Below are 18,408 nucleotides of genomic sequence, written 5' to 3' on the forward strand. Positions count from 1 at the left end.
GAGTGAGACACACGCGGCGGGTAGAGTCCGGCGGCGTGCACCTCAAGGCCCTGACCCTGCGCGGGTTCAAATCGTTCGCCTCGGCCACCACATTGCGGTTCGAGCCGGGCATCACCTGCGTCGTCGGCCCCAATGGCTCGGGAAAGTCCAATGTCGTGGACGCCCTCAGCTGGGTCATGGGCGAGCAGGGTGCCAAATCGCTGCGCGGCGGCAAGATGGAAGACGTCATCTTCGCCGGCACGACAGGACGCCCGCCGCTCGGCCGCGCCGAGGTGTCCCTCACCATCGACAACTCCGACGGCGCGCTGCCCATCGAGTACGCCGAGGTCACCATCACGCGGATCATGTTCCGCAACGGCGGCAGCGAGTACCAGATCAACGGTGATACGTGCCGGCTGCTCGACATCCAGGAGCTGCTGTCCGACTCCGGTATCGGGCGCGAGATGCACGTCATCGTCGGGCAGGGGCAGCTCGACTCCGTGCTGCACGCCGACCCGATGGGGCGCAGGGCCTTCATCGAGGAGGCCGCCGGTGTCCTCAAGCACCGCAAGCGCAAGGAGAAGGCGCTGCGGAAGCTGGACGCGATGCAGGCCAACCTCGCGCGCGTGCAGGACCTTACGGACGAACTGCGGCGGCAGTTGAAGCCGCTCGGCCGCCAGGCGGCCGTCGCGCGCCGCGCCGCCGTCATCCAGGCCGACCTCCGCGACGCGCGGCTGCGGCTCCTCGCCGACGACCTCGTACGGATGCGGGGTGCGCTGCGCTCCGAGATCGAGGACGAGGCGGCGCTCAAGGAACGCAAGGACGCCGCCGAGGCCGAGCTGAAGAAGGCGATCCAGCGCGAGGCGCTCCTGGAGGCCGAGGTACGGCAGCTCACGCCGCGCCTCCAGCGCGCCCAGCAGACCTGGCACGAGCTGTCGCAGCTGGCCGAGCGGGTGCGCGGCACCGTCTCGCTCGCCGACGCGCGGGTCAAGAGCGCGACGTCCGCCCCCGCGGAGGAGCGGCGCGGGCGCGACCCCGAGGACATGGAGCGCGAGGCCGCCCGGATCCGCGAGCAGGAGGCCGAGCTGGAGGCCGCCCTCGAAGCGGCCGAGCGCGCCCTCGACGACACCGTGGCCCACCGGGCCGACCTGGAAAGGGAGTTGGCGGCCGAAGAGCGCCGGCTCAAGGATGCCGCCCGGGCCATCGCCGACCGGCGTGAGGGGCTTGCGCGGCTGAACGGGCAGGTCAACGCTGCCCGTTCGCGGGCCGCCGCGGCGCAGTCGGAGATCGACCGGCTGGCCGCCGCGCGGGACGAGGCACGGGAGCGGGCCGCCGCGGCGCAGGAGGAGTACGAGCAGCTCAAGGCCGAGGTCGACGGGCTCGACGCCGGGGACGCGGAGCTCGGCGACCGGCACGACGCCGCCAGGGCCGCCCTCACCGACGCGGAGTCCGCGCTGACGGCGGCCAGGGAGGCTCTGACGTCCGCGGAACGCAGGCGGGCGGCGGTTTCGGCACGGCACGACGCCCTCGCGCTCGGGCTGCGCCGCAAGGACGGCACCGGTGCGCTGCTCGACGCCCGCGACCGCCTGACCGGAGTCCTCGGCCCCGCGGCCGAACTGCTCTCCGTCACCCCCGGCTTCGAGGTCCCCGTCGCCGCGGCGTTCGGCGCCGCGGCCGACGCCATCGCCGTGACCAATCCCGCGTCCGCCGCGGAAGCGATCCGCCTCCTGCGCAAACAGGACGCGGGGCGCGCGGCACTGCTCCTGGCGGGGGAGGACGCACCCGCGGTGGCCGGGTCGGCTGGGAGGCCGGCCGGTGGTGGGTCCCCGGCCGGTGGTGACGGTGGTGGATCCACGGCAGCGCACGGCGGCACGCCTGCCTCGGCCGATGCCGGTGCCGGTGCCGAGCTCGGTGGCTTCGGGAGCGCGTACCCCGGACCGGTTGCGCGGGATGGGGACGGGCCGCCCCTCGTGGCCGATCTCGTGCGAGGGCCCAGCGAGTTGATGCCTGCCGTGCGGCGGCTGCTGCGGGGGATCGTGGTCGTGGGCACGCTCGAGGATGCCGAGGATCTCGTCTACGCGCGGCCCGAGCTGACCGCCGTCACCGCTGAAGGGGACCTGCTCGGCGCGCACTTCGCCCAGGGCGGCTCCGCCGGTGCGCCCAGTCTTCTGGAGGTGCAGGCCTCCGTCGACGAGGCCGCGGGCGAGCTGGCCGAACTCGGGGTGCGGTGCGAGGAGCTGGCCGAGGCGCAGCACACCGCGGTCGCTCGCCGCGCCGAGGCCGCCGCGCTCGTCGAGGAGCTGGGGGAGCGGCGCCGCGTCGCCGACCGGGAGAAGTCGTCCGTGGCGCAGCAGCTCGGTCGGCTGTCCGGGCAGGCGAGGGGCGCGGCCGGGGAGGCAGAGCGCAGCGCCTCCGCGGCCGCCAAGGCGCAGGACGCGCTGGAGAAGGCCGTGCAGGACGCCGAGGAACTGGCCGAACGGCTCGCCGTCGCCGAGGAGATGCCGGCCGACGAGGAGCCGGACACCTCGGTACGCGACCGGCTCGCCGCCGACGGGGCCAACGCCCGGCAGACCGAGATGGAGGCCCGGCTCCAGGCGCGTACGCACGAGGAGCGGGTGAAGGGCCTTGCCGGACGCGCCGAATCGCTGGACAGGGCGGCGCGTGCGGAGCGCGAGGCACGCGCGCGTGCGGAGCGGCAGCTCTCCCGGCTGCGCCACGAGGCGGCCGTGGCCGAGGCCGTGGCCTTCGGCGCCCGGCAGCTGCTCGCCCACGTCGAGGTATCCGTAGGACGGGCCGAGCAGGAGCGGGCGTCCGCCGAGAGTGCCAAGGGCGAGCGGGAGCGGGAGCTCGTCGCCGAGCGGGCCCGCGGCCGGGATCTGAAGGCGGAGCTCGACAAGCTGACGGACTCGGTGCACAGGGGCGAGGTGCTCGGCGCCGAGAAGCGGCTGCGGATCGAGCAGCTGGAGGCCAAGGCCCTGGAGGAACTCGGTGTCGAACCGGCGGGTCTCGTGGCGGAGTACGGGCCGCAGCAGCCCGTACCGCCCTCGCTCCCGGCCGAGGGCGAGGAGCTGCCCGACGACCCGGAGCACCCCCGTAACCAGCCGCGGCCGTTCGTGCGTGCGGAGCAGGAGAAGCGGCTCAAGTCAGCCGAACGGGCGTACCAGCAGCTCGGAAAGGTGAATCCGCTGGCCCTTGAGGAGTTCGCCGCGCTGGAGGAGCGCCACAAGTTCCTCAGTGAGCAGCTTGAGGACCTGAAGAAGACGAGGACTGATCTCCTTCAGGTGGTGAAGGAGGTCGACGAGCGCGTCGAGCAGGTCTTCACCGAGGCGTACCGGGACACGGCCCGTGAGTTCGAGGGTGTCTTCAGCCGGCTCTTCCCCGGCGGTGACGGACGGCTGATTCTGACCGATCCCGACAACATGCTCACCACGGGCGTCGATGTGGAGGCCCGCCCTCCGGGCAAGAAGGTCAAGCGGCTCTCGCTGCTCTCCGGCGGCGAGCGCTCCCTGACCGCCGTGGCGCTGCTCGTCTCGATCTTCAAGGCGCGCCCCAGTCCCTTCTACGTGATGGACGAGGTCGAGGCCGCGCTCGACGACACCAACCTCCAGCGCCTCATCCGCATCATGCAGGAGCTCCAGGAGGCCTCCCAGCTCATCGTGATCACGCACCAGAAGCGCACGATGGAGGTCGCCGACGCGCTCTACGGGGTGTCGATGCAGGGTGACGGGGTGTCGAAGGTGATCAGTCAGCGGCTGCGCTAGCCGCGCGCGGGCCCGCCCGGAAAACGATCACGGGTCGGCCCGCACATCTCGCACCGGCGTGACATCGGCCGCAGCGTCATCTGCAAGATCACCTACAGTCCAATGTTCAAGACTTGAATGATGCCTTCCATCAAGGTCGCTGAAATTCACAGTTGCCCCCCTCTTGACTTCGAAACTTGAAGGCATAGTCTCTGCAACGTTGCTTTTACCTTCAGGTGGTGGGCGGCGTGAAGTTGTGCGCCACTGGAAGGGCTCTCACCCCCACCCCCGGCACCGTTGCCGGTGGCCCGAGGAGTACACGTGACCAGCACAGCGAAGCCGCCAAGCGCCCGAGAGGCTCACCCCGACCATCTCGGCCACGTCATCTTCATCACGGCGGCGGCCGCGATGGGCGGCTTTCTCTTCGGCTACGACAGTTCCGTGATCAACGGAGCCGTCGAGGCCATCCGTGACCGGTACGACATCGGCTCCGGAACGCTCGCCCAGGTCATCGCCATCGCCCTGATCGGCTGTGCGATCGGCGCGGCCACCGCCGGCCGGATCGCGGACCGCATCGGCCGCATCCGCTGCATGCAGATCGCGGCCGTGCTCTTCACCATCAGCGCCGTCGGCTCCGCGCTGCCCTTCGCCCTGTGGGACCTGGCCTTCTGGCGGATCATCGGCGGCTTCGGCATCGGCATGGCCTCGGTCATCGGCCCGGCCTACATCGCCGAGGTCTCGCCTCCCGCCTACCGCGGCCGTCTCGGCTCCTTCCAGCAGGCCGCGATCGTCGTCGGCATCGCCATCTCACAGCTCGTCAACTACGGCATCCTGCAGGCCGCCGGCGGCGACCAGCGCGGTGAGGTCCTGGGCCTCGAAGCCTGGCAGGTCATGCTCGGCGTGATGGTCATCCCCGCCGTTCTCTACGGCATGCTGTCCTTCGCGATCCCCGAGTCGCCGCGCTTCCTCATCTCGGTCGGCCGCGAGGCCAAGGCCAAGGAGATCCTCGCCGAGGTCGAAGGCACGAAGATCGACCTGGACGCCCGCGTCGCCGAGATCGAGCACGCGATGAAGAGGGAGCACAAGTCCACCTTCAAGGACCTGCTCTCCGGCAAGGGCAACGGCGGCTTCTACTTCAAGCCGATCGTCTGGATCGGTATCGGCCTCTCGGTCTTCCAGCAGTTCGTCGGCATCAACGTCGCGTTCTACTACTCCTCGACGCTGTGGCAGTCGGTCGGCGTGAACCCGACGGACTCGTTCTTCTACTCGTTCACCACGTCGATCATCAACATCGTCGGCACCGTGATCGCGATGCTCCTGGTGGACCGCGTCGGCCGTAAGCCGCTGGCCCTGGTCGGTTCCGTCGGCATGGTCATCGGTCTCGCGCTGGAGGCCTGGGCGTTCTCGTACGACCTGGTGGACGGCAAGCTGCCGGCCACGCAGGGCTGGGTCGCCCTGATCGCCGCCCACTTCTTCGTCCTGTTCTTCGCCCTGTCCTGGGGTGTCGTCGTCTGGGTCTTCCTCGGCGAGATGTTCCCGAACAAGATCCGCGCCGCGGCGCTCGGCGTGGCCGCGTCCGCGCAGTGGATCGCCAACTGGGCCATCACCGCGAGCTTCCCGTCGCTGGCCGACTGGAACCTCTCCGGGACGTACATCATTTACACAGTCTTCGCCGCGCTCTCGATCCCCTTCGTACTCAAGTTCGTGAAGGAGACCAAGGGCAAGGCGTTGGAGGAGATGGGTTAAGTCCCCGCTGCCATCTCCTCACCCTCGTCACTGCCCCGGCTCAGACCGCACGGTCTTCGAGCCGGGGCAGTACGTTTTCGCAGAACAGGTGCAGGCTGCGCCAGCCCTCGTCGACCGGCATCCCGCCCGACAGCGGGTGCAGCACGTAACTGTCGAGGGCCTGCTCCACGCACTCGTCGGGCGTCAGGATCCGGTAGACGCCCTCGGCACGCAGCTCGTCGACCGTCGTGGCCCCCGACTTCACCGCCGACTTGATGTCGCCGGACTGCCAGGACGCGTACGTCCGTGCCTCGTGCAGGAAGTGCTCGCCGTGCTCGGCCCATACGCGGTCGGGGTCCTCGGCGACGTGCAGCAGCGGGGTGACCGCCGCCGGCATCATGGTCCAGCCCTCGGTGCCGTGCTCGACCAGCTGTTCCTTGTAGTAAGCCTCGAGTTCGGGCAGATGCGCGCTCGGGAAGAACGGCAGGCCGAGGCGGGCCGCGCGCCGCGCCGCCGCCCGCGAGGACCCGCCGACCAGGAGCAGCGGGTGGGGCTGGGTGTACGGGCGCGGTGTGACGCGGACCGTGCGGCCGCGGAAGTCGAACTCCTCGCCCGTCCATGCCTTGAGCAGGGTGTCGAGGAGCTCGTCCTGGAGTTTGCCGCGCCGCTTCCACTCGACGTCGAACTGCCCGTACTCCTCGGGCCGGTACCCGATTCCGGCCACGGTGACGAGCCGGCCGCCGCTGAGCAGATCGAGTACGGCGATGTCCTCCGCGAGGCGCAGCGGATCGTGCAGTGGGCCGATGATCGCGGAGACCGTGACGGCGATGCGCCGGGTCGCGCCGAAGACGGCGCCTGCGAAGGTGAAGGGCGACGGCAGCCAGTTGTTGGCGACGCCGTGGTGCTCCTCGGTCTGGACCGTGGAGATGCCGCGGTCGTCGGCGTACGCCGCCATCTCGACGGCCGCCCTGTAGCGGGCGCTCAACGATTCCGGCGTCGCCGCGGGGTCTACCAGGTTGAAGCGCACGACCGAGACGGGCATGAGAAGTCCCCCTTCACCGGGCGGAGTAGGTGGCCGCTGGTGAAGGGGGACGGTAGCTGACGGAGCGTCAGACAGCCAGGGTCTCGCGCGCCTCTTCGGCGGGAACCTCGGGTGTGACGGCGACGGCGGGCTTCGGCAGGACGATGTACAGCAGGCCGGAGATCACGATCGTGGCGACCCAGCCGAGGCCGTACTCGCCGACCGGGTTGTTCGCGGCGAGCGGGCCGGTGAACCAGTCCGACGTGGTGAACATCAGGCCGCCGACCAGGCCGACGGCCCACGCGGCGACGGCCGCCGGGCTGAAGCCGCCCTTGTACCAGTAGGCGCTGGTGCGGGTGGTGTCGACGAGGGCCTCGGCGTCGTACTCCTTGCGCCGCAGCATGTCGGCGCCGAAGACGCCGACCCAGGCAGAGAAGGCCACCGCGAGCAGCGAGAGGAAGGCGATGAACGAGCCCATGAAGCTGGTCGCGACGAGCATCAGGATGCCGCCGAAGACCAGCGAGATCAGCGCGTTGATCGAGACGGCCCAGTGGCGCGGGACCTTGAAGCCGAGGGTCTGAGCGGTGAAGCCCGCCGAGTACATCGACATCGAGTTGATCAGCAGCATGCCGACCAGGGCGATCAGGAGGTACGGGACCGCGATCCACAGCGGCAGGATCTCGCCGAGGAAGGAGACCGGGTCGGCGGCCGAGGCCAGGGAGGGCGTGGAGACCGCCATGACGGCGCCCATCAGGACCATGGGCAGGACGACGATGCCGGCGCCGCCGACGGAGTTGCGCACGATCGCGGCCGACGAGGCCGTGCGCGGCAGGTAGCGGGTGAAGTCCGGCGACGAGGGAATCCAGCTGACGCCACCGGCGGCGATCAGGCCGATGCCGGCGAACATCAGCGACATCTTGCCCGCGGGCTGGTCGAAGACCCGGGTCCAGTCGGTGTTGGCGATCAGGTAGACCAGCACGAGGACCGAGAAGAGGCCGAAGAGGTACGTCGCGTACTTGTTGCACTTCTGTACGGCGCTGATGCCGAGGCCGGAGATCACGAACGTCGTGACGACGAAGAGCAGCAGCGTGACGATGACCAGGACGTTGTTGCTCTTCACGCCGAAGAGGATGTCCAGGACGGTGAGCACGGCGTAGGCGCCGGTCACCGCGTTGATCGTCTCCCAGCCCCAGCGGGCGACCCAGATGAGCGAGCCCGGCAGCAGATTGCCGCGCTGGCCGAAGACCGCGCGCGACAGGGCCATGCCCGGGGCGCCGCCGCGCTTGCCGGCGATGCCGATCAGCCCGACGAGGCCGTACGAGACGATGGGGGCGGCGATCGCGACGACGAGCGCCTGCCAGAAGTTGAGCTTGAACGAGACGACCAGGCTCGCGCCCATCGTGAGCAGCAGCACACTGATGTTGGCGGCGACCCAGGTGGGGAACAGCTCACGGGTTCTGGCGGTGCGCTCGGACTCGGGGACGGGCTCGATGCCGCGGGTCTCGAGTGCGCCTTCGGTTTCGGCGGTCTTGCTCATGCGGTGGGGTTCCGTGCCTCTCGCTCGGCTCCGTGGGTATTGGCAGGAGAGCCGGTGGGGGGTGTGGGGAGGGACGCAGTGGACTCTACGCGCGTTGACCCATCCTCTTCCATCGTACTTTAGTCCGAGTAATCTACTCAAGTGGCTTATGTTCTTTGGAGGAAGTCACAAGCGGGCTGTCCCCGGGGTCCATGGCTGATACTGGACGGGTTATGGAAATCGTCATCCTTGCTGTAGTCATCGCCGTGGTCGTGATCGGCGCACTCGGCGGGCTCGTGGTCGGCAGCCGCAGAAAGAAGCAGCTGCCCCCGCCGCCCCCCTCCGTGCCCGACATCACCGCCCCTCCGGCCGAGCCGCACGTCGGCGAAGAGGCCGAGACGCCGCGCGACGAAACCCGCCGCACGATCGAGGAGGTCGACCTCCCGCTCGTCGAGCCGGAGCCGTCCGCGCCCATCGCGGTGGAGGAGCCCCCGGCTCCGGCCGCGCCCGAGATCGAGGTCCCCGAGCCGACCGCCGGGCGCCTCGTGCGCCTGCGCGCCCGGCTCTCCCGCTCGCAGAACGCGCTCGGCAAGGGGCTGCTCACGCTCCTCGCGCGCGAGCACCTGGACGAGGACACCTGGGAGGAGATCGAGGACACCCTGCTGACCGCCGACGTCGGCGTGCAGCCCACGCAGGAGCTCGTCGACCGGCTGCGCGAGCGCGTCAAGGTGCTCGGCACCCGCACGCCCGACGAGCTGCGCACGCTGCTGCGCGAGGAGCTGCTCCAGCTCCTCGTCCCGGAGTTCGACCGCTCGGTCAAGACCGAGGCGCTGGACGGGCCGGGCATTGTGATGGTCGTCGGGGTCAACGGCACCGGCAAGACCACCACCACCGGCAAGCTCGCCCGCGTCCTGGTGGCCGACGGCAAGAACGTGGTGCTCGGCGCCGCCGACACCTTCCGCGCCGCCGCCGCCGACCAGCTCCAGACCTGGGGCGAGCGCGTCGGTGCCCGCACCGTGCGCGGCCCCGAGGGCGGCGACCCCGCGTCCATCGCCTTCGATGCCGTCAAGGAGGGCATCGAGGAGGGCGCCGACGTCGTGCTCATCGACACCGCGGGCCGGCTGCACACCAAGACCGGACTCATGGACGAGCTCGGCAAGGTCAAGCGCGTCGTCGAGAAGCACGCCCCGCTCGACGAGGTCCTCCTCGTCCTTGACGCGACGACCGGCCAGAACGGCCTGGTGCAGGCCCGCGTCTTCGCCGAGGTCGTGGACGTCACCGGCATCGTGCTCACCAAGCTCGACGGCACGGCCAAGGGCGGCATCGTCATCGCCGTGCAGCGCGAGCTGGGCGTGCCGGTGAAGCTGATCGGCCTGGGCGAGGGCGCCGACGACCTGGCTCCGTTCGAGCCGGAGGCGTTCGTGGACGCGCTGATCGGCGAGTAGCCGTACGGACGTCCCCGCGCACATGGAAGCGCCCGCTCCGCAGGGAGCGGGCGCTTCCATGTGCGTGAGGCCCTAGGGTCTTTCCCTTGGGTCAGGCCGGGGAGCGATGGGCCACGTACGCCAGGGTGCCGAGGACGAGGCGGGCCTGCGGGGGCTGGATCGCCGAGTCGAGGCCGGGGGAGCGCAGCCACCGGACGGGGCCGAGGCCGCCGCGGTCGGAGGGCGGGGCGGTGATGTGGGTGCCGGGGCCGAGCGCGTGCAGGTCGAGGGCGGCGTCGTCCCAGCCCATCCGGTAGAGCAGCGAGCCGAGTTCGGCGGCGGAGCCCGGCGCGACGAAGAAGTGGGCGCGCCCCTCGGGCGTCGCCGTCACGGGGCCGAGCGGCAGCCCCATCCGCTCCAGGCGGACGAGCGCGCGACGGCCGGCCGCCTCGGGTACGTCGATGATGTCGAACGCGCTGCCGACGGGCAGCATCACCGCGGCGCCGGGGAACTGCTCCCAGATCTCAGCCGCTTCGTCGAGCGTGGCCCCCGCGGGAACGGTCGGCGCGTGGTCGATGGGGTGGGCGCCGGGTCGGATGCAGTCCGCCTTGCCGCACGAGCAGGCACCGGCTGCGGCGCGTGCCCCCGGCACCGCCTCCCACCCCCAGAGCCCGGTGAACTCGGCCACTGTGGTGCAGTCCGACGCGCGGCCCGAAGTGCGGCCGCGGCGACGTGCACCGGACCGGATGTCGAGAATCCCGCGGCTGCCGCCGATCGTGAAGCCCATGCCCCCTCCAACGGGTCCTGCGCACCGGTGGTTACGAGACGGAATCGGATCGTGACCCTCTGCTTCCACAGGGCCGTGACCCGCCGGCTCGGGGCGGCGCTCTGTTGTTCCGGGGGGTGGTGCGCCCGGTGCCGCACGCCCCGGCGTACACCGCTCCGCCCACTTTCGGCCGTCCTATGTCAAGTGAATCGTGTGCGGCGCTCCCCTAGTTCATTCGAAGGGGTGGCGAATGGTGGCGTTTCCGGGTTCGCCATGGCCGGAGGGGTGATCGTAGGATTACTTTCAGTACACAAGCCCCTGAGATGTACGCACTCTTGGGTATGCCGGAGGCAAGTCGGTTTCCTGTTCGAGGAGTGACAACCACCGGACGGGCGGCCGTAGTTGACGGCATGCTGGTAGGGCTTGACGCACATCGCACCGCGCAGCAGCGGGGTGGCGAAGAGGTGGCTTCAGGGATGGGGGCGTTCCAGTGGGCGGCAGCGACGGAAGCGTGACGAACGCTGAGAAGCGCCCCAATGAGCTGCTGAGCTCGTGGTTCCTGCGCAGTGGCTGGTCCAAGGGTGAGCTGGCGCGCCAAGTGAACCGCAGGGCGCGGCAGTTGGGCGCCAATCACATCTCCACGGACACCTCGCGCGTGCGCCGCTGGCTCGACGGTGAGAATCCGCGCGAGCCGATCCCGCGGATCCTTTCCGAGCTGTTCTCCGAGCGCTTCGGCTGCGTCGTGGCGGTCGAGGACCTCGGCCTGCGCGCCGCGCACCAGTCGCCCTCCGTGTCCGGCGTCGACCTGCCGTGGACGGGCCCGCAGACGGTGGCGCTGATCGGCGAGTTCTCCCGCAGCGACCTGATGCTGGCGCGCCGCGGATTCCTCGGCAGCGCCCTGGCGCTCTCCGCGGGACCCGCGCTGATCGAGCCCATGCAGCGCTGGCTCGTGCCCACGCCCGGGACGCCGGCGGTGGAGCCCGACCCGGCGTCCCTGCGCCGCGGGAACCGGCTCTCGAAGCCCGAGCTCGACCTCCTGGAGTCCACGACGGTCATGTTCCGTCAGTGGGACGCCCAGTGCGGCGGCGGGCTGCGCCGCAAGGCCGTCGTCGGCCAGCTGCACGAGGTGACCGACCTGCTCCAGGAGCCCCAGCCCGAAGCCACCACGAAGCGGCTCTTCAAGGTGGCGGCCGAGCTGGCCGAGCTGGCGGGCTGGATGAGCTACGACGTGGGCCTCCAGCCCACCGCCCAGAAATACTTCGTCCTCGCGCTGCACGCGGCCAAGGAAGCCGGCGACAAGCCGCTCGGCTCGTACGTCCTGTCCAGCATGAGCCGGCAGATGATCCACCTCGGCCGGCCCGACGACGCGCTGGAGCTCATCCACCTCGCGCAGTACGGCAGCCGCGACTGCGCCAGCCCGCGCACGCAGGCCATGCTGTATGCGATGGAGGCCCGCGCGTACGCGAACATCGGGCAGCCCGGCAAGTGTAAGCGGGCCGTCCGGATGGCCGAGGAGAACTTCCACGACGCCGACGACTGGGACGACCCGGACCCCGACTGGATCCGCTTCTTCTCCGAGGCCGAGCTGCACGGGGAGAACTCCCACTCCTACCGCGACCTCGCCTATGTGGCCGGCCGCAGCCCCACGTACGCCTCGATGTCCGAGCCCCTGATGCAGCGCGCCGTCGAGCTCTTCGAGAAGGACTCCGAGCACCAGCGGTCGTACGCGCTGAACCTGATCGGGATGGCCACCGTTCACCTGCTCCAGCGCGAGCCCGAGCAGTCCACGGTGCTCGCCGAGCAGGCCATGATCATCGCCAAGAAGGTGCGCTCCGAGCGGGTCAACACCCGTATCCGCAAGACCGTGGACACCGCGGTCCGTGAGTTCGGGGACGTCGCCGAGGTCACGCACCTCACCGACCAGCTCGCCATCCACCTGCCGGAGACCGCCGAAGCGGTCTGAACCCTTGTCCCCGGCCGCGGCCGGCCCTCCCGGACTGCCCGACTCGGCTCCCCCATTGCCAGGTCAACCGGATGGCCGCCGCGGCCGGTCTTTGTTGGTTGCGTCACGATAACGACCGCCTCACCCGGTATCAGGCAGTTCATTGACGCGTAACACGCACGACCTCTTCGTCACTGCGGCGAAACATCGAGGGGCGTCCACGGAAACGGCGCTGCACCATTCTCATGGCGCATAACCGGCCCACCCCTCTTGACCGCACAGGCTTCGCCCGCACGGGGCCGTACCAACGACGAGGAGACGCCGATGCCCCCAGGCATCACGCTTGCCGCAGACACGCCCACGCTGTCTGCCGCCAACACAGGGTTCATGCTGATCTGTTCCGCCCTGGTGATGATCATGACGCCGGGACTCGCCTTCTTCTACGGAGGCATGGTCCGCGTCAAGTCCACCCTGAACATGCTGATGATGAGCTTCATCAGCCTCGGGATCGTCACGATCCTGTGGGTCCTCTACGGCTTCTCCGCCGCCTTCGGCACTGACCACGGCAGCCTGATCGGCTGGTCCTCGGACTACGTCGGGCTCAGCGGCATCGGCCTGACGCAGCTGTGGGACGGCTACACCATCCCGGTCTACGTCTTCGCCGTGTTCCAGCTGATGTTCGCGATCATCACGCCCGCCCTGATAAGTGGCGCGCTCGCCGACCGCGTGAAGTTCAGCGCCTGGGCGCTGTTCATCACCCTGTGGGCGACGCTCGTGTACTTCCCCGTCGCGCACTGGGTCTGGGGCACCGGTGGCTGGGCGTTCGACCTCGGGGTCATCGACTTCGCCGGCGGCACCGCGGTCCACATCAACGCGGGTGCGGCCGCTCTCGGTGTGATCCTCGTGATCGGCAAGCGCGTCGGCTTCAAGAAGGACCCGATGCGGCCCCACTCGCTGCCGCTCGTGATGCTCGGCGCCGGTCTGCTGTGGTTCGGCTGGTTCGGCTTCAACGCGGGCTCGTGGCTCGGCAACGACGACGGCGTCGGCGCGCTGATGTTCGTCAACACCCAGGTCGCCACCGCCGCCGCCATGCTCGCCTGGCTGATCTACGAGAAGATCCGGCACGGCGCGTTCACCACCCTGGGCGCCGCCTCCGGCGCGGTCGCCGGTCTCGTCGCGATCACCCCGTCCGGCGGCTCCTGCTCGCCGCTCGGCGCGATCGCCATCGGCGCTGTCGCGGGTGTCCTGTGCGCCATGGCCGTCGGCCTCAAGTACAAGTTCGGCTACGACGACTCGCTCGACGTCGTCGGCGTCCACCTCGTCGGCGGTGTCATCGGCTCGCTCCTCATCGGCTTCTTCGCCACCGGCGGCGGCCAGTCCGACGCACAGGGCCTCTTCTACGGCGGCGGCCTGACCCAGCTGTGGAAGCAGCTCGCGGGTGTCGGCGCGGTCCTCGCGTACTCGCTCGTCGCCTCCGCGATCCTCGCCTTCCTGATCGACAAGACGATCGGCATGCGGGTCAGCGAGGACGACGAGGTCTCCGGCATCGACCAGGTCGAACACGCCGAGACGGCGTACGACTTCAGCGGCGCGGGTGGCGGCACGGCCCCCCGCTCGGCCGCGGCGGGCCCCGGACTCGTCGCCGAGTCGGCAGCGCAGACCAAGAAGGTGGACGCATGAAGCTCATCACGGCGGTCGTCAAGCCGCACCGGCTCGACGAGATCAAGGAAGCCCTCCAGGCCTTCGGCGTCCAGGGCCTGACCGTCACCGAGGCCAGCGGCTACGGCCGCCAGCGCGGCCACACCGAGGTCTACCGCGGCGCCGAGTACACCGTCGACCTCGTACCGAAGATCCGCATAGAGGTCCTCGTCGAGGACGACGACGCCGAACAGCTCATCGATGTCGTGGTCAAGGCCGCCAGGACCGGCAAGATCGGGGACGGCAAGGTCTGGGCCGTCCCGGTGGAGACCGCCGTCAGGGTCCGCACCGGTGAGCGCGGGCCGGACGCGCTGTAAAGAGAACAGAGGAGTCGCTGGGTGACGAGTGTGCATGTGCAGACCGGAAAATCGGACGACGACGATTCAGCACCCAGCGGCTACGCGGCGGCCCGGCTGCGCCTCCTTCAGGGGGAGGCGCAGTCCGGGCCGCCGCGCCGTTCGGCGCTCGCCGAGCTGACCGACGGCTGGCTCGCCGAACTGTTCACCGCCGGGGCGCGCGAGCTGACAGGGGTGTCCCTCGTCGCCGTCGGCGGCTACGGACGCGGCGAGCTGTCCCCGCGCAGCGACCTCGACCTGCTGCTCCTGCACGACGGCAGCGCAGGGCCGGGTGCCATCGCCTCCCTCGCGGACCGCGTCTGGTACCCCGTGTGGGACCTGGGGCTCGCCCTCGACCACTCCGTCCGTACGCCCGTGGAGGCCCGTAAGACGGCGGGCGAGGACCTCAAGGTGCAGCTCGGCCTGCTCGACGCCCGGCACATCGCCGGCGACCTCGGTCTGACGGCGGGCCTGCGCACCGCCGTACTCGCCGACTGGCGCAACCAGGCGCCCAAGCGCCTGCCCGAACTGCGCGACCTGTGCGACGAACGGGCCGAGCGCCAGGGCGAGCTGCAGTACCTGCTCGAACCCGATCTCAAGGAGGCCAGGGGCGGCCTCAGGGACGCCACCGCGCTGCGCGCCGTCGCCGCGTCATGGCTCGCCGACGCCCCCAGGGAAGGCCTCGCCGACGCGCGGCGCAGACTCCTCGACGTACGGGACGCCCTGCACCTGGCCACCGGCCGCGCCACCGACCGCCTCGCCCTCCAGGAACAGGACCAGGTCGCCGCCGGACTCGGCCTGCTCGACGCCGACACCCTGCTCCGCCAGGTCTACGAGGCCGCGCGCACCGTGTCGTACGCCAGTGACGTGACCTGGCGCGAGGTCGGGCGCGTGCTCAGGTCGCGGGCCGTGCGGCCGCGGCTGCGCGCCATGCTGGGCGGCGGGAGCAAGCCCGCCACCGAGCGGTCGCCGCTCGCCGAGGGCGTCGTCGAGCAGGAGGGCGAGGCGGTCCTCGCCCGTGCCGCCAGGCCCGAGCGCGACCCGGTGCTGCCGCTGCGCGCCGCCGCGGCCGCAGCCCAGGCCGGACTGCCGCTGTCCCTGCACGCCGTCCGCAGGATGGCCGCCGCCGCGCGCCCCCTGCCGACCCCGTGGCCCGCCGAGGCCCGCGAACAGCTCGTGACGCTGCTCGGCGCGGGCCGGCCGACCGTCGAGGTCTGGGAAGCACTGGAGGCCGAGGGCCTGATCACGCGGTTGCTGCCCGACTGGGAGCGGGTGCGGTGCAGGCCCCAGCGCAACGCCGTGCACACCTGGACGGTCGACCGGCACCTCGTCGAGACCGCGGTGCGCGCCGCCGAACTCACGCGCCGCGTCGGCCGCCCCGACCTGCTGCTCGTCGCCGCCCTGCTGCACGACATCGGCAAGGGCTGGCCCGGCGACCACTCCGTGGCCGGCGAGATCATCGCCAAGGACGTGGCCGCGCGCATCGGCTTCGACCGCGCGGACGTGGCCGTCGTCGCCACGCTCGTACGCCACCATCTGCTGCTCGTCGAGACGGCGACGCGGCGTGACCTGGACGACCCGGCGACGGTGCGGGCCGTCGCGGACGCGGTCGGGTCCGTGGGGACGCTCGAACTGCTGCATGCCCTGACGGAGGCGGACGCGCTCGCCACCGGGCCCGCGGCCTGGTCCACGTGGCGCGGGTCGCTCGTCACCGACCTGGTCAAGCGGGTCGCTGCCGTCCTCGCGGGGGAGGACCCCGACGGCGGCGAAGGACCCGCCGCGGCCGAGCCGACGGCCGAGCAGGAGCGGCTGGCCGTGGAGGCGTTCCGCACGGGCGGCCCGGTGCTGTCGCTGCGCGCGCAGACGGAGGCCCCCGCCGACCGGGACGCGGAGGGCACCGAGGCCGCGCCCGCCGATCCGGAGCCCCTCGGCGTCGAACTGCTCATCGCCGTCCCCGACCAGCCCGGCGTCCTGCCCGCCGTCGCCGGGGTGCTCGCCATGCACCGGCTCACGGTCCGCGCGGCGGAACTTCGCGCCCTCGACCTGCCCGCCCAGGTGCCGGGCTCGGTCCTGCTCCTCGACTGGCGGGTCGCCGCCGAATACGGGTCCCTGCCCCAGGCCGCACGGCTGCGCGCGGATCTCGTACGGGCCCTGGACGGCTCCCTGGACATCGCCGCCCGGCTCGCCGAGCGGGACGCCGCCTATCCGCGGCGGCGCGGCACCGTCGCGCCGCCGCCCCGGGTGACGGTCGCCCCCGCCGCCTCGCGGCACGCGACGGTGATCGAGGTGCGGGCGCAGGACGCACCGGGCCTGCTGCACCGCATCGGCCGGGCGCTGGAGACGGCGGACGTACGGGTCCGGTCCGCACATGTGTCGACCCTCGGGGCGAACGCGGTCGACGCGTTCTATGTCACGGGGGCCGAGGGGACTCCGCTCCCCGCGGCGGACGCGGCCGCGGTGGCGGGCGCGCTGGAAGGGGCGCTGCGGGGGTAGCGGGGCCGACGGGGAGACCGGCTCTTTCGTGGCGCCGGTCTCCCCGGGAGCACTTCCTACGGCCTCGGGACGGCTTCGTACGAATGGGGTGGAGACCCCACTGGACACCTCCGGATACCCTGGAGGACGACCTGTCCGCCCGCCCTTCAACCCGAGGATTCGCGACCGCCGTGTTCGACACTCTTTCCGACCGCCTCGCAGCGACATTCAAGAACCTCCGCGGCAAGGGGCGCCTCAGCGAGGCGGACATCGACGCCACGGCGCGCGAGATCCGTATCGCCCTGCTCGAAGCGGACGTGGCCCTGCCCGTCGTCCGCGCCTTCATCAAGCAGGTCAAGGAGCGTGCGGCCGGCGCGGAGGTCTCCCAGGCGCTGAACCCCGCCCAGCAGGTCATCAAGATCGTCAACGAGGAGCTCATCGGCATCCTCGGCGGCGAGACCCGGCGCCTGCGGTTCGCCAAGAACCCGCCGACCGTGATCATGCTCGCGGGTCTCCAGGGTGCCGGTAAGACGACCCTCGCCGGAAAGCTCGGCCACTGGCTGAAGGGGCAGGGCCACGCGCCGCTGCTCGTCGCCTGTGACCTCCAGCGCCCGAACGCGGTGAACCAGCTGTCCGTCGTCGCCGAGCGCGCCGGCGTCGGCATCTACGCCCCCGAGCCGGGCAACGGCGTGGGCGACCCGGTCCAGGTCGCCAAGGACTCGGTCGAGTTCGCCCGGCAGAAGCAGTATGACGTCGTCATCGTCGACACCGCCGGTCGCCTGGGTATCGACCAGGAGCTGATGCAGCAGGCCGCGGACATCCGCGACGCCGTCTCGCCCGACGAGGTCCTCTTCGTCGTCGACGCCATGATCGGTCAGGACGCGGTCAACACCGCCGAGGCCTTCCGCGACGGCGTCGGCTTCGACGGCGTGGTGCTCTCCAAGCTCGACGGTGACGCCCGCGGTGGTGCCGCCCTGTCGATCGCGCACGTCACCGGCCGCCAGGTCATGTTCGCCTCGAACGGCGAGAAGCTGGACGACTTCGACGCGTTCCACCCGGACCGTATGGCGTCCCGCATCCTCGGCATGGGCGACATGCTCACGCTGATCGAGAAGGCCGAGCAGACCTTCTCGCAGCAGGAGGCCGAGAAGATGGCCTCCAAGCTGGCCTCCAAGAAGGGCCAGGACTTCACGCTCGACGATTTCCTGGCCCAGATGGAGCAGGTCAGGAAGATGGGGTCCATCTCCAAGCTGCTCGGGATGCTGCCCGGCATGGCGCAGATGAAGGACCAGATCAACAACCTCGACGAGCGCGACGTCGACCGCACGGCCGCCATCATCAAGTCGATGACCCCGGCCGAGCGCGCGGACGCCACGATCATCAACGGCTCGCGCCGCGCCCGTATCGCCCGCGGTTCGGGCGTCGAGGTCAGCGCGGTGAAGAACCTCGTCGAGCGGTTCTTCGAGGCCCGCAAGATGATGTCCCGCATGGCGCAGGGCGGTGGCATGCCGGGGATGCCCGGGATGCCGGGCATGGGCGGTGGCGCCGGCCGGCAGAAGAAGAAGCAGAAGCAGGCCAAGGGCAAGCAGCGCTCCGGCAACCCGATGAAGCGCAAGCAGCAGGAGCAGGAGGAGGCCGAGCGTCGCGAGGCCGCCGGCCAGAGCGGCAACGCGTTCGGCCTGCCCGCCGGCGACCAGGACAAGAACTTCGAACTGCCCGACGAGTTCAAGAAGTTCATGGGCTGACCGGCCACTTCGTGGACATGCGTAAGGGGCGCCCGCCGTTGCGGG

11 protein-coding genes are annotated in these 18,408 nt (G+C 70.9%); 8 read left to right on the forward strand and 3 right to left on the reverse strand.

All coding sequences use genetic code 11. From position 1 onward, the window contains the following. Window positions 1-35: 35 nt before the first annotated feature. The gene (locus AC07EJ_RS10225) at window positions 36-3,740 is read left to right on the forward strand and encodes an AAA family ATPase (RefSeq protein ID WP_478884040.1); all 3,705 of its coding nucleotides are present in this window, start codon (window positions 36-38) and stop codon (window positions 3,738-3,740) included. A gap of 300 nt (window positions 3,741-4,040) precedes the next feature. Next, complete coding sequence (locus AC07EJ_RS10230) at window positions 4,041-5,465, forward strand: sugar porter family MFS transporter (RefSeq protein WP_389485741.1); 1,425 nt, start codon at window positions 4,041-4,043, stop codon at window positions 5,463-5,465. A 40-nt stretch (window positions 5,466-5,505) separates the two neighbouring features. Here the strand turns inward: AC07EJ_RS10230 and AC07EJ_RS10235 are convergent, their stop codons facing one another. After that, window positions 5,506-6,486, reverse strand: coding sequence for an LLM class flavin-dependent oxidoreductase (locus tag AC07EJ_RS10235; RefSeq protein WP_389485739.1), 981 nt, complete (start codon window positions 6,484-6,486; stop codon window positions 5,506-5,508). A 67-nt stretch (window positions 6,487-6,553) separates the two neighbouring features. Beyond that, entirely contained in the window at window positions 6,554-8,002 is a 1,449-nt protein-coding gene (locus AC07EJ_RS10240) for a cytosine permease (protein ID WP_389485737.1), read from the reverse strand. A gap of 212 nt (window positions 8,003-8,214) precedes the next feature. Between AC07EJ_RS10240 and ftsY the strand changes: the two genes are divergently transcribed. Beyond that, window positions 8,215-9,426 carry a signal recognition particle-docking protein FtsY gene (gene ftsY / locus AC07EJ_RS10245; protein ID WP_478884041.1) on the forward strand — a complete coding sequence of 404 codons (1,212 nt, stop codon included), beginning with the start codon at window positions 8,215-8,217 and terminating at the stop codon, window positions 9,424-9,426. A gap of 91 nt (window positions 9,427-9,517) precedes the next feature. Here ftsY and AC07EJ_RS10250 read toward each other — a convergent pair whose 3' ends face one another. Then, window positions 9,518-10,192 (reverse strand): bifunctional DNA primase/polymerase, encoded by a 675-nt coding sequence (locus tag AC07EJ_RS10250; RefSeq protein ID WP_389488899.1) that lies wholly within the window; start codon window positions 10,190-10,192, stop codon window positions 9,518-9,520. A 469-nt stretch (window positions 10,193-10,661) separates the two neighbouring features. On the opposite strand from AC07EJ_RS10250, the gene nsdA reads away from it, so the two are divergent. From nsdA to ffh, 5 genes are all read left to right on the forward strand, one after another. Beyond that, window positions 10,662-12,134 carry a transcriptional repressor NsdA gene (nsdA, locus tag AC07EJ_RS10255; protein WP_389488897.1) on the forward strand — a complete coding sequence of 491 codons (1,473 nt, stop codon included), beginning with the start codon at window positions 10,662-10,664 and terminating at the stop codon, window positions 12,132-12,134. A 303-nt stretch (window positions 12,135-12,437) separates the two neighbouring features. After that, the gene (locus tag AC07EJ_RS10260; RefSeq protein WP_389488895.1) at window positions 12,438-13,793 is read left to right on the forward strand and encodes an ammonium transporter; all 1,356 of its coding nucleotides are present in this window, start codon (window positions 12,438-12,440) and stop codon (window positions 13,791-13,793) included. Beyond that, window positions 13,790-14,128, forward strand: coding sequence for a P-II family nitrogen regulator (locus tag AC07EJ_RS10265; RefSeq protein WP_116509391.1), 339 nt, complete (start codon window positions 13,790-13,792; stop codon window positions 14,126-14,128). Before AC07EJ_RS10260 ends, AC07EJ_RS10265 begins: the two co-directional genes overlap by 4 nt. 30 nt (window positions 14,129-14,158) lie before the next feature. Next, window positions 14,159-16,639: a [protein-PII] uridylyltransferase gene (locus AC07EJ_RS10270; RefSeq protein WP_389488907.1), complete on the forward strand. Its 2,481-nt coding sequence runs from the start codon at window positions 14,159-14,161 to the stop codon at window positions 16,637-16,639. Window positions 16,640-16,809: 170 nt separating this feature from the next. After that, window positions 16,810-18,363: a signal recognition particle protein gene (gene ffh / locus AC07EJ_RS10275; RefSeq protein WP_389488893.1), complete on the forward strand. Its 1,554-nt coding sequence runs from the start codon at window positions 16,810-16,812 to the stop codon at window positions 18,361-18,363. Window positions 18,364-18,408: the final 45 nt, after the last annotated feature.

Source organism: Streptomyces sp. NPDC045026 (assembly GCF_056432625.1).